Below are 12,667 nucleotides of genomic sequence, written 5' to 3' on the forward strand. Positions count from 1 at the left end.
CGCTCCGGCGGTCAGGCGGCACGCAACGGGCGTTGCTTGCGATAGACGCACTTGACGTGGATCTTGCCGTCGCGGAACGTGAACATGTCCACGCCATCGGCTTCCAGGACACGCCCTTCGCGATCGGTACCGAAGAACGTCCACTCGGACACGCCGCGGTCGCCGGCCACGAGATGGCGGCCGTTGTTCCACTGCGCATCGGGAAAATTCAGCCATGCCGCGGCGAACGCCGCGCGCACGGCATCGTGGCCCACGTGGCGCGTGCCGAACGCTTCGTCGCCGGCAACGGTTTCGAAAACGCAGTCGTCGGTCATGAACGTCATGAGCGCGTCGATATCGTGGCGGTTCCACGCATCGGAGAAGGCTTGCAGGACTTCGACAGTGACGGATTGGGACATGGTGCGGAATCAGTAAACTCGGTGGATGATGTTCGTCAAGGTACGCCCGCGGCCGCCATCTCAGGTAGGGCCAGTGCATGACGATCGTTCGGGCCAGCGCCGATGACATCGACGCGGCACGCTTGCCACGCCGCCGCAAGCGCGTGCCGCGGCAAGGTGCCACGCAGGCCGATGGCGATAAGGGCGTCCTGTGCAACGCGTGTATCGCGCGTATCGCGCGTATCGGCCGGCGGCGGTCCGGCGCGCCGGCGCACGCTGCCGTGCTTGCCCGCGAACTGGACCTCGCAGCGGCCAAGATCATTGGTCTGTACGAGGCCCTTGAGGCGTAGCACGCCGCCGGGCATGTTCCGCAGCAACGCACGCACGGCGTCGGCATCGAAGACCGCATCGGCCACGTCGAGCTGCATACTCTCGAACAGCCCGCCGTGATCCGGTGCGTCGCACGCGCAGCCAGCGCCATGCCGCGCGCAGGGGTTGCCCATCGACGCCGACGCGATGCCCGTCAGGAGCGTCAGCGGTACCTCGGCGTTCGTCGCGTGGAAGATCGGCGCCTTGCCGGCGTGCCCGGCAATCCAGGCATCGAGCTCCGGATCGGGCTGGCGGCCGTCCATCTTGTTGAGCACGACGACGTCGGCCGCGGCGAGTTGCCCCGTGACGACATCGGTCATGCGCGGGTCCTCGGCATGCGACCGGATCGCGTGCGCATCCGCCATCACGACCACGCCGTCGAGCGTAAGCGCGGGGTCCACCAGCCCGGCCTGCGCGAGCCGCCAGGGATCGGACACGCCGCTGGCCTCGATCACGATCCACTCGGGCGGCTGCGGCGCCTCGATCAGCGCGGCCAGCGTATCGACGAGCGCGTCGCCGATCTGGCAGCAGACGCAGCCATTGGTCAGGCTGATCGTGTCGGCGGAACGGCTCTGCACGAGCGCGGCGTCGATATTGACGGCGCCGAAGTCGTTGACGAGCAGTGCCATGCGCACGCCGTCCATCTGCGCGAGCATGCGGTTGAGCAGCGTGGTCTTGCCCGCGCCGAGGAACCCGCCGATGACCGTCAGCGGAATGCGCGCGCGGCCGCGCGCGAGGCGCACGGCGGTGGTCATGCGCGCGGCGCCGCAAACACACGGCCGCCCACGACGGTACCCCAGACCTCGATATCCTTGAGTTCGCTGGCCGGCACGTCGAGCGGATCGGCCTCGAGCACGCAGAAGTCCGCGCGCTTGCGCACGGCGATCGAGCCGATCTCGTGATCGAGCTTCAGCGTGAAGGCCGCGCCCATCGTGATCGCATGCAGCGCCTGCGGCACCGTGATGCGTTCGGACTCGCCGAGCACGACTCCGGAGGACGTACGGCGATTGACCGCGCACCACGCCGTGAATAGCGGGCCCAGCGGCGTGATCGGCGCGTCCGAATGGATCGCGAACGGCACGCCGACACGCGCGGCGGTGCCGCATGCATCCATGCGATGCGCGCGGTCCGGCCCCATCGTGAGGTTCAGGTGCGCGTCGCCCCAGTAGAAGATATGGTTCGCGAACAGGTTGACGCACATACCGAGCCGCGCCATGCGCTGGAACTGCGCTTCGTCGGCCATCTGGCAGTGCTGCAGCGTGTGGCGATGGTCGGGACGCGGATGCGCGGTCAGCGCGGCCTCCACGGCGTCGAGGGCCACGTCGGTGGCTTCGTCACCGTTCGTGTGGATATGCAGCTGGAACCCGGCCTCGTGGAAGGCCATCACGGCATCGTGGACCGTCTGCGGCGACAGTACCCAGATGCCATTCGGCGCGCCGTTGAAATAGCCCGGCCAGCGTACGCGCGCGGTAAAGCCCTGAATCGACCCGTCGATCACGAGCTTGACCATGCCTGCGTGAAGCTTGTCATGATTCGCGGCGATGGCCGTGCGAACGCGCGCCACGCCCGACTCCCCGAACACCGATTCGCTGGGGCGGAATGCCGGCACGAGGCGCAGCGGATACGCTTCGTCGCCACACACGCGCTGCATCGTCTCGATGCTCTCGTCGGCGAGTTCGTTGACGAGATCCGTCGCGGTGGTCACGCCCGCCAGCAACGCCGACTGCGCGAACATCCGCAGGCCGAGTTCCGACATGCCGACCTTGCGGAACAGATTGCCGATCAGCCGGTTGACGGGGAACATCGCCGCGAACTCCTGAAGTTCGCCGTTGGGCTCGCCATCGGCGAAGCGCGCGATACCTTCGATGTCCGTATGGCGATCGATCTCGGCCGCCTGCAGCGTCGCCGTATTGACGTTCATCAGGTGCATGCTCGCATGCGTGATCACGATCGGGCGCGTCATCGACACGCGATCGAGCTCGTTGACCGTGATGCGAGACTCGCCGAAAAAGATCGGGTCGAAGCCCCACGCCAGCAGCGGCGTCTCGATGGACACGCCCTGCCGCGTCATCTCGGCATCGGCCTCCACCAGCCGCGCCACCACGGCGTCGAAGCTGTCGAGCCCTTTCCAGAGCTTGCCATCGGGGCTGCGCCGGTCATGGAAGCCGACATACGGGAACTGCCAGAGGCCGCCTTCCATCGCATGCGAATGGCCTTCGACGAGGCCGGGCATCAGCACCTTGTCCGCAAAGCGCGTGTCCAGGTCGCAGGGTCCCCATGCCGCCATGGCGGCGGCATCGCCGACCGCGAGGATGCGGCCGTCGCGCACGGCGACGTGTGTGGCCGTGGGCTGGTTGGCGTTCATGGTGAGGATCTTGCGGGCAACGAAGACCGTGGTCGAAGGCGTGGTGGGCGTGGACATGAGGCGTGGACAATAAACGGGTTCAGATGACAGGCATCGGCAGCGGTGCGACGGACGCACCGTCGCGCGTGGTCACCAGATGGCAGCGCACCGCGCGGCCGCCGGCGATTTCGCGCAGCGCGGGCGGCTCGGTGTGGCAACGTGCCTCGGCCACCGGGCAACGCGTGGCAAACCGGCACCCCGGCGGCGGGTTGAGCGGGCTCGGCGGATCGCCTTCGAGCCGGATACGCTGTGCCGCGCGGGCACGGCCCCCGCGCACGGTCGGCACCGCGGAGCTCAGCGCCACGCTGTACGGATGCAGCGGCTGCGCGAAGAATGCTTCGCGCGGCGCGCGCTCCACGATCTGCCCGAGGTACAGCACCGCCACCTCGTCGCACAGATACTCGACCACGGACATGTCGTGGGAGATGAACAGATACGAGATACCGCGCTGCTGTTGCAGGCGCCGCAGCAGGTTCAGCGTCTGCGCGCGCACCGCGATATCGAGCGCGGAAACGGGCTCGTCGCAGATCACGAGGTCCGGCTCGCTCGCAAGCGCGCGGGCAATATTGATGCGCTGGCGCTGCCCGCCGGAGAACTGATGCGGGAACAGATGCCGCTGCTCGGGGCGCAGGCCGACCGCCTCGAACAGCTCGGCAACGCGCGCATCGCGCTGCGAGGCCTCCCCCACGTCCATGAGATCGAGCGGCGCACGCACGGCATCGCCGGCGCGCTGGCGCGGATTGAGCGCGGAGTACGGATCCTGGAACACCATCTGGACGCGGCGGCGCGCATGGCGCAGCGTGTCGCCGGACATCAGCGTCAGGTCGCGCCCGCCAAGACGGACCGTGCCTGCCGTGGCCTGCGCGAGGCGGGCCACCGCGAGCGCGGTGGTGGACTTGCCGGAACCCGACTCGCCTACGAGCGCGAGCGTCTTGCCGCGCTCGACGGAGAACGAGACGCCATCCACGGCGCGTATCACGGGTGCGGGCTTGAACATGCTGCCCCCGCGGCCACGGAAATGGACCTTCAGATCATCGACTTCGAGCAGTTTCATACCGTGACCTCCTCGGCGACACGCGCCGGCTGTTCCGTCAGCGCCCAGCATGCGGCGCGCTGCGTGCCGCTGACGGTGGCGAGCGCCGGCACTTCCGCCGCGCAGCGCGCGCTGGCGAGCGCGCAACGCGAACGGAACGCGCAGCCGCCACCCAGTTCCCAGATCGAGGGCACCATGCCGGGAATCTCCGGCAGCGGCGGGCGCGTGCGCCGCGCCTCGCCTTCCAGCTCCGGAAGGCAGGCAATGAGGCCGCGCGTGTAAGGGTGCGCGGGCTGCCGCAGCACATCGTTCGTCGTGCCCTCTTCCACCACGCGGCCTGCATACATCACGGCGACGCGGTCGGCCATCTCGGACACCGCGCCCATGTCGTGCGTAATCAATACGATCGCGGTACCTTCACGCGCCTGCCGCTCGCGCAACAGGTCGAAGATCTGCGCCTGCACGGTCACGTCGAGCGCCGTGGTCGGCTCGTCGGCGATCAGCACCTTCGGTTCGCAGGCGAGCGCCATGGCGATCATCACGCGCTGCTTCATGCCGCCCGACATCTGATGCGGGAAATCGTCGATGCGCGTCTCGGGCGCGGGAATCCCCACCGCGCGCAGCAGGTCGATCGCGCGGCCTCGCGCCGCTTCGCGCGTCAGGTCCAGATGCAGCCGCAGCGTCTCCACGAGCTGGCGGCCCACGGTCATGACCGGATTCAGCGAGGTCATGGGCTCCTGGAAAATCATGGCGATACGGTTGCCACGGATCTCGCGCATTCGCGCGGGCGTGGCGCGCAGCAAATCCTCGCCATCCAGACGGATCGCGCCGCCCGTAATGCGTCCGGGCGGCGACGGAATCAGGCCCAGCACGGCCAGCGACGTCATGCTCTTGCCGCAGCCCGATTCGCCCACGATGCAGAGCGTCTCGCCCGCGTTCACATGGAAGCTCACGCCGTTGAGCACGGTGGCGGCGCCGCGCGAAGTGCGGAACTCGAGCCGCAGATCCTCCACGTCGAGCACCTTTGCCTTCTGTTGTGCGGTGGTATCGCGCATGATCAGCGTTCCCTCAGCTTGGGGTTCAAGGCGTCGTTGAGGCCGTCGCCGATCAGGCTGATGGCGAGAACGGTCAGGAAGATCGCCAGGCCCGGAAAGGCCACGGCCCACCAGCAACTCAGCAGGTAGGGGCGCGCGGAGCCGATCATCAGGCCCCAGCTCATGCGGTTGGGATCGCTGAGCCCCAGGAACGACAGCCCCGCCTCGAACAGGATCGCGGCGCCAATCGCCATCGTGGCCGCCACCACGAGCGGCGGCAGCGCGTTGGGGAGGATCACGCGCCAGATGATGCGGGCGTTGCCCGCGCCGATCGAACGCTCCGCGCGCACGAAGTCCAGATCGCGAAAGCGCATGAACTCGGCGCGCGTCAGCCGCGCGGTGGCCGTCCACGTCGTGAGGCCGATGGCCACCGAGATCGTCGTCAGGCTCGGCGAGAACAACGTGACCAGCACCATCGCGAACAGCAACGCGGGCAGCACCTGGAAGAACTCCATCACGCGCGTCAGCGCTTCATCGACCACGCCGCCGTAGTAGCCGGCCATCGCACCGGCACCGAGCCCGATCATCACGGACAGCAGCGCGGCAACCGCGCCAACCGCAAGGCTCGCGCGGCCCCCGAAGATCAGGCCTACGAGCACGTCGCGCCCGAGCTGGTCCGTGCCGAGCCATGCCTCCGGCGTGCCGACGGGGCTCTGCGGTGCGGCAACCATCTCGAAGGGGTCCGCATCGACGACCATCGGACCGAAGATCGCGACGAGCACGATGATCAGCAATAGCACCGTGCCAGCCACTGCGGCATGGCTGCGTACGAACATGCGCGCGGCGTCGCCGAGCGGCGAAGCCGCCTTGGGCGGCGCGCCGGTTGTCGCCGGCGCCGCGGACATGGCCGGCGCGGCCACGGGGTTAGGCGAGAGATTCGGAGAGGGGTTCATGCGGTACGGATCCTGGGATCGATCAGCCGGTACACGAAATCGGTGACCTGGTTCATCAGTACGACCATCACCGCCGAACCGAGCAGGATGCCGAGCACCGTCGGATAGTCGCGGCGCAGGATGGAATCGAAGGCAAGCCGCCCGAGGCCCGGCCAGTTGAAGACGGTCTCCACGAGGATGGCGCCCGCGATGACGTTGCCGAACTGCAGGCCCAGCACGGTCACCACCGGGAGCAGCGCGTTGCGCAGCGCATGCACGTAGAGCACGGCGGTCTCGGAAACGCCCTTGGCGCGCGCGGTGCGGATATAGTCGGCACCGAGCACGTCGAGCACGCTCGCGCGCGACAGACGGCTGTATTGCGCGAGATAGACGAGGCTCAGCGTGACCGTCGGCAACACCATATGCCACGCCACGTCGAGCACGCCCGCCAGTCCCGTGCTGTCGGCGGCCATCGAGCGCATGTCGGAGACGGGCAGGATCGGCCAGACCGACGCGAACACGATCACGAGCATCATGCCGCTCCAGAACACGGGCGCGGCATGCCCCATCATCGACAGCACCGTGATCGCCTGCGACAGCAGGCCGTGGGGCTTGCGCGCGGCCAGCACGCCGAGTGTCGTGCCCAGGACGAAGGCCACGACCACCGACGCCACCACGAGCAGCAGCGTCGCCGGCAGGCGGTCGAGAATCAGGTCCGTCACCGGCAGGTTGAAGAAGTACGACATGCCGAGGTCGCCGTGCGCGATGCGGCCCACGTAGACCGCGAGCTGCCTCCACAACGGCTGATCGAGTCCGTACTCGGCGATCAGCTGCGCGCGCAGCTGATCGCTCATGCCGCCCATCGTCCCGGCGATGGTTTCGACGGGGTCACCGGGCGCCATGCGGATGAGCAGGAAGTTGAGCACCACCACCGCGAGCACGAGCAGCACGGCATGGCAGCCCTTGCGGCCAAACTTGAGCAACGCGTTCATGATCCCGCCCTACTTGAAGTAAACCTCGTCCAGCGGCGAGGCCGGACCCCAGATCGAGGCGGGCACATTGCCGAGCTTCTTGTTCGCCACCGTGTAGTACGGAATCTCGTTGATATAGACGATGGGCAGGTCATCCGTGACGAGCTTCTGGAATGTCGCGTAGTAGGCCTTGCGGCGCGTGGCGTCCAGCGTGCTGGCGGCGGTGTCGAGCACCTCGTCGACCTTCGGGTTGCGGTACGACTGCGTGTTGGTCCAGATGATCGGCTTGATGTTGCTGGACATGTACGTGCGCGCCACGCCGATGACCGGATCGCCCCAGTTGAAGACGCTGTCCATCGTCATGTCGAAGTCGTGCGCGGCCACGCGCTTGGCCCATGAGGCGAAGTCCGCCGAGGCGCGCACCTGCACCGTGATGCCCAGCTTCTTGAGCTGCGCGCGCACATACTCGGCCACGTTCTTCTGCTGCTCGTCGGAGCCCGGCAGATAATCGATCGTCAGCGTCAGGCGCTCGCCGTTCGCCCCGCGCTTGAGGCCGGCCTCGTCGAGCAATGCTTCGGCACGCTTGAGGTCGAACGGATAGCGGTGCAGATCGTCGGTGTAGAACGGACTGCTGCGCACGATCGGGCCGTCCGACACCGTCGAGAAGCCGTTATGCAGCGCCTTGACGATAAAGTTCTTGTCGATGGCGCTCGCAATGGCGCGACGGACGCGTACATCGTCGAGTGGTTTCTTCTCGAGGTTGAACGCCAGCCAGTTCAGCCCGCCGATGCCTTCATAGCCCTTGCGCGTGAGCACCAGATTCGGATTGGATTGCATGCGCTTGAGGTCCGTGGACACCGAGGCGAACGCCATCATCTGGATATCGCCGCGCTCCATGCCCAGCGCAAGGCTCTGCGCGTCGGGATTGATCGTCACGACGACCTTGTCCAGATAGGGGCGGCCCTGGATAAAGAACTTGTCGAACTTCTGCATCACGATGCGCTGGCCGGGTACGAACTCGACCAGCTTGAACGGCCCCGAGCCGACCACGCCGTTCGCGTTGGCCGGATGCGTCGAGACATCGCGACCGTCGCCGTAGACATGCTTCGGCATGATCGGGCACAGCGCGGGCGACATCGCGAGCACGATCGCCGGGTGCGGCTGGCTCATGCGGATGATGGCCGTGTAGCGGTCCGGCGTCTCGACCTTCTCCACCGGTGCCAGCATGCTCTGGAACGGATGCTTGGCCTTGATCGTCATGATCGAGAACGCGACGTCCTCCGACGTGATGGGCTTGCCGTCGTGGAAGACCGCATCACGGCGCAGGTTCAGCGTCAGGGACTTGCCGTCCTCCGACACCTTCCAGGATTGCGCGAGGTAAGGCTGCGGACGCCACTGGTCGTCGAAGCGCAGCGGGCTCGCGAACAGTTGGGTGGAGGGTAGCGCGGTGGCGAGGCCCGACTGCACGGCCCCATTCAGATGGCGCGGCGTCTGCGTGCTGCCGATGACGAGCGTACCGCCAGGCTTCGGTGCGTCGGCCGCGACCGCCGCGCCAGCGATGAGGCCGGCGGCGGCAAAGCACGCCGCGGGCAGCAGCGCGCGACGCAAGCGGGAAACGATGGGGGCGAGGCCTGTCATGAAATTCTCCTGGGGATCTCGGAATGGCGATGAAAACAAGATAAGAGAGCCACCGTTTGCGGACGTAGCGCCAACGCCGGACGATCGATGGTGCCAGCCCGTGCGGTGCGCGACGCCGTTCAACTGGCCAGCGTGAAGATGCCGATCGCGATCAGTGCAAGCTGCACCACGCGCGCGAATCGCGCGGACGGCAGGCGCGCAAACAGTGCCTCGCCCGCGATCGCCCCCGCACAGAAGAAGGGCACCAGGAGCAAACTGCTGCGCAATGCGCTCCAGTTCAGCTGGCCATGCACCAGCAACCCCAGCGATGCCCCGGAGAACAGCAGCATGAAATACGCGAGCAGGTTCGCGCGCACCGCGGGGGCGGAGCCCCCGCGTCCGCTGAAGTAGTACACGACCGGTGGGCCGCCCAGCCCGCCGATGGCGGTGAACAGTCCGCTGGTCGCGCCAGCCAGCGTCGTGGGGACATGGCCGCCGCGATGGCGTATCTGCACACCGATCCATGCGAGCACGCCCATCACGAGCACGAGCGCCCCCACACCACGACGCAGCAGATGGGGATCGAACTGCGTGACGAGATCGAGCGACAGCTGATGACACAGCAGCGCGATGGCCGCGAGCACCGACACGCGCCACCACTCCACGAGCTCGACATGACGGCGGATGCCCTGCCATGCGGTGAGTCCGTGCAGCAGCACGATGAACACCGCGGCCTGCGCGGGCGATACGACGAGCGCGAACAACGGCGCCATGATCAGCGCGGCGCCGAACCCCGTCAGGCCCTTTGCGAGTCCCGCCAGGGCGCTGATCGCCGCGAGCGCGGCGAAGGTGGGCGTATCCATGTCAATCGCGCACGGGCTCGCGGCTGATCGCAAAGTTGGAGAACGCCTGGCACGCGGGCATCAGCTCGATGGCATTCACGTTGACGTGCGGGGGCAGCGTCAGCAGCCAGTGCACGGTCTCGGCGATGTCCTCCGCGCGCAGCGGCTGCGTGCCGTCGTAGACGCCGGCGGCGCGCGATGCATCGCCGTGGAAGCGTGTGACCGAGAATTCGGTGCCGCCGCACAGGCCGGGCTCGATGCAGCTGACCCGCACATTGTGGTGAACGAGATCCGCGCGCAGGTTCAGGCTGAACTGATGCACGAAGGCCTTGGTCCCGCCATAGACATTGCCGCCGGGATACGGGTACGTCCCCGCGATCGACCCGAGGTTGACGATATGGCCGCCGCGGCGCGCCACCATTTGCGGGAGCACGGCGTGCGTGCAGAACAGCAGTCCCTTGATATTGGTGTCGATCATCGTCTCCCAGTCTTCGAGACTGGCGGTGTACGCGGGTTCGACACCGAGCGCGAGGCCGGCGTTGTTGACGAGTGCATCGATCGGCCCGATGGTGTCGGTCACGTATGTCATCGCGGCCTGCACTTCGGAGCGGTATCGCACGTCGAGCTCGAGCGGATGCAGATTGCCGCCGCATCGCGCGGCAAGCGCGGCGAGCTTGTCGGCACGCCGCGCGGTGGCCACGACGGTATGGCCTTCACGGCAAAGACGTTCGGCGATGGCCTCGCCAAAGCCGGCCGAAGCGCCGGTGACAAAGACGATCATTGCGCGTGCTCCCTGCATAGGGAGCGCGGCGCCAGGCAGTTGACATGCGTGGACACGTTGGCCTCATGGGTGGTTCAAGCTTGAGACCAGTGTCGCGCACGCTGGACTGGCATGGTTAATGCCAGAGAGGACTTTCGATCGTACCAGCCGGACACGCCATGCGCCCCACCACCGTGCACCAACTCATGTGGCACCAGTTGCTGCCTCCACCCGAACGCGAAGGCTCCACGCTGCAGAGTCAGCTGCGTACGCATATCGTCAAGGCGGTGCTCGACGGGCGGCTCGTTGGCGGCACGCGCCTGCCGTCCAGCCGCGAACTGGCCGAGATGCTGGAGATTTCGCGCAACACCGTCGTGCTCGTCTACGAGCGGCTGACGGAAGACGGCTTTATCGAAAACCGGCCGCGCTGCGGGTACTTCGTCAGCCCGCGCAATGTCGCGCAGACGCCGGCGGCGCAGGTCGGCGTGATCGAGGACGCTCACGCCGACCTGGTGCAGTCTGGCACCACGCAAGTGCAATGGGGCCAGCGTCTGAGCGGCCGTGTCGCGGACAGCCGATGGCTGGACAAGCCGCGAGACTGGCAGCGCTACCGCTATCCGTTCATCTACGGCCAGTTCGATCCGACGCTGTTCCCGGTCGCGCACTGGCGCGAATGCAGCCGGCACGCGCTGGACGTCGGCGCGATTCGCGGCTGGGCGCCCGATGCGATCGACCATGACGATCATTCGCTGGTGGACCAGCTGATTCGCCGCGTATTGCCCCGCCGGGGCATCGCCGCGCGGCGCGAGGAGATCCTGCTGACGGTCGGGGCGCAACAGGGGCTCTATCTGCTGGCCGAACTGCTGATCTCACCGGGCACACGCGTGGGCGTGGAAGATCCCGGTTACATGGACGCGCGCAATATCCTGCGACGGCGCGGCGCCACGCTTGTGGGCCTCGACGTCGATGCGCGGGGGCTCGTGCCCGACGAGGCGCGCCTGCGCGATTGCCGGTACCTGTACTGCACGCCGAGTCACCAATGCCCGACCGGCGTCACGCTGAACAACGAGCGGCGGCTGGCGCTGCTCGAGTGGGCCCGCCGCGCCGATGGCGTGCTCATCGAAGACGACTACGATGCGGAGACGCAGTATCAGGGGCAACCGTTGCCGGCCATCAAGGCACTCGATCGCGACGAGCGCGTGATCTATGTCGGCAGCCTGTCGAAAACGCTGTCGCCGGGCCTGCGCATCGGATATATCGTCGCGCCCGCGGAGGTCATCACCGAGCTTCGGCTGCTGCGGCGCATGATGATCCGCCACCCCCCGGCCAACAACCAGCTTGCGGCGGCGTTGTTCATCGAGCATGGCCACTATGACCGGCTGATGTTCCGCATGCGCGATGCGCTGGCGATGCGGGCCAATGCACTGACGGAAGCGCTCAAGCGCTACATTCCCTCGCTCGCGTTTACGGCCCCGTCCGGCGGCTCGGCGCTATGGGGCCACTTCACGGATGGGGTACGCACGGCGGAACTGCTCGATATCGCACGCGCGCACGGCATTCTCGTCGAGCCCGGCGAACCGTTCTTCCTCGACTCGCGCGATGGCGGCCATCACATCCGGTTCGGCTTCTCGTCGATTCCGGTCGAGCGCATCGACGCCGGTATCCGCGAACTCGCGCGACTGGTGACCCGTTGACGGGTGCCCGTCAGTCGTCCGTATCCTTGCGGCACAGGCAATAGACGAACTGCTGCACGGTTCCGAACGGTGTCTCGTGGGCTTCGCGCTCCTGCCCCAGCAGCGTGAACGGCGTGCCGAACTCCGCATGCAATGCGTCGCCACTGTAGCGCCGTACCGGCAGGCCGCTGCACTGCTCGGGGCCGTCTTCCGCAAAGGTCGCGACGATGACGCTCCCACCGGGGCGCACCGCGTTCAGCACCGCGCGCACGTAGGCCGCCCGGGCTTCGTCGGTCGTCAGGAAGTGAAACACGGCGCGATCGTGCCACACGTCGTACCGGTGGCGCGGCAATTGCGCCGTCGTGATATCGGCGGCGAGCCACGTCACGCGCGCGGCTGCCGCGCCGAGACGGCCGCGCGCCACGGCCAGTGCGGCCTCCGACAGGTCCAGCACGGTCAGGTCGGCGTAGCCATCGGCCAGCAGATCGTCGACCAGCGTGGATGCGCCGCCGCCGACGTCGATGATGGCCGCGGTCTCACCCGCGCCCGTCTTACGGATCAGATCCACCGACCGGTGCGCGTGCGGCTGGAACCAGCTCACGCCCGCCGCCGGCTTCGTGCCGTAGACATGCTCCCAGTGATCCTTCGCGTTCAT

Annotated in this window: 12 protein-coding genes; 1 reads left to right on the plus strand and 11 read right to left on the minus strand. The window is 67.4% G+C overall.

Going from position 1 to position 12,667, the window contains the following annotated elements:
* Nucleotides 1-11: 11 nt before the first annotated feature.
* From FOB72_RS24895 to FOB72_RS24940, 10 genes are all read right to left on the minus strand, one after another.
* A complete protein-coding gene (locus FOB72_RS24895) occupies nt 12-398 on the minus strand; it encodes a nuclear transport factor 2 family protein (protein ID WP_150375322.1) in 387 nt (128 codons plus the stop codon).
* Between the two features lie 35 nt (nt 399-433).
* Nucleotides 434-1,501 (minus strand): CobW family GTP-binding protein, encoded by a 1,068-nt coding sequence (locus FOB72_RS24900; protein WP_150375323.1) that lies wholly within the window; start codon nt 1,499-1,501, stop codon nt 434-436.
* A complete protein-coding gene (locus tag FOB72_RS24905; RefSeq protein WP_150375324.1) occupies nt 1,498-3,168 on the minus strand; it encodes an amidohydrolase in 1,671 nt (556 codons plus the stop codon). Before FOB72_RS24905 ends, FOB72_RS24900 begins: the two co-directional genes overlap by 4 nt.
* 22 nt (nt 3,169-3,190) lie before the next feature.
* The gene (locus FOB72_RS24910) at nt 3,191-4,204 is read right to left on the minus strand and encodes an ABC transporter ATP-binding protein (protein WP_150375325.1); all 1,014 of its coding nucleotides are present in this window, start codon (nt 4,202-4,204) and stop codon (nt 3,191-3,193) included.
* Nucleotides 4,201-5,238, minus strand: a complete 1,038-nt coding sequence (locus tag FOB72_RS24915; protein ID WP_150375326.1) for an ABC transporter ATP-binding protein — start codon at nt 5,236-5,238, stop codon at nt 4,201-4,203. Before FOB72_RS24915 ends, FOB72_RS24910 begins: the two co-directional genes overlap by 4 nt.
* 2 nt (nt 5,239-5,240) lie before the next feature.
* On the minus strand, nt 5,241-6,122 hold the full coding sequence (locus FOB72_RS24920; protein ID WP_342052434.1) for an ABC transporter permease: 882 nt from the start codon (nt 6,120-6,122) through the stop codon (nt 5,241-5,243).
* Between the two features lie 44 nt (nt 6,123-6,166).
* Nucleotides 6,167-7,141, minus strand: a complete 975-nt coding sequence (locus FOB72_RS24925; RefSeq protein ID WP_150375328.1) for an ABC transporter permease — start codon at nt 7,139-7,141, stop codon at nt 6,167-6,169.
* Between the two features lie 9 nt (nt 7,142-7,150).
* Nucleotides 7,151-8,758, minus strand: coding sequence for an ABC transporter substrate-binding protein (locus tag FOB72_RS24930; RefSeq protein ID WP_150375329.1), 1,608 nt, complete (start codon nt 8,756-8,758; stop codon nt 7,151-7,153).
* Between the two features lie 119 nt (nt 8,759-8,877).
* Nucleotides 8,878-9,600 (minus strand): sulfite exporter TauE/SafE family protein, encoded by a 723-nt coding sequence (locus FOB72_RS24935; RefSeq protein ID WP_150375330.1) that lies wholly within the window; start codon nt 9,598-9,600, stop codon nt 8,878-8,880.
* A gap of 1 nt (nt 9,601) precedes the next feature.
* Nucleotides 9,602-10,360, minus strand: coding sequence for an SDR family NAD(P)-dependent oxidoreductase (locus FOB72_RS24940; protein WP_150375331.1), 759 nt, complete (start codon nt 10,358-10,360; stop codon nt 9,602-9,604).
* Between the two features lie 158 nt (nt 10,361-10,518).
* On the opposite strand from FOB72_RS24940, the gene FOB72_RS24945 reads away from it, so the two are divergent.
* A complete protein-coding gene (locus FOB72_RS24945) occupies nt 10,519-12,033 on the plus strand; it encodes a PLP-dependent aminotransferase family protein (protein WP_150375332.1) in 1,515 nt (504 codons plus the stop codon).
* Nucleotides 12,034-12,043: 10 nt separating this feature from the next.
* Here FOB72_RS24945 and FOB72_RS24950 read toward each other — a convergent pair whose 3' ends face one another.
* Nucleotides 12,044-12,667: a class I SAM-dependent methyltransferase gene (locus FOB72_RS24950; RefSeq protein WP_150375333.1), complete on the minus strand. Its 624-nt coding sequence runs from the start codon at nt 12,665-12,667 to the stop codon at nt 12,044-12,046.

Origin of the sequence: Cupriavidus pauculus (assembly GCF_008693385.1) — a bacterium.
GTDB lineage: Bacteria > Pseudomonadota > Gammaproteobacteria > Burkholderiales > Burkholderiaceae > Cupriavidus > Cupriavidus pauculus_D.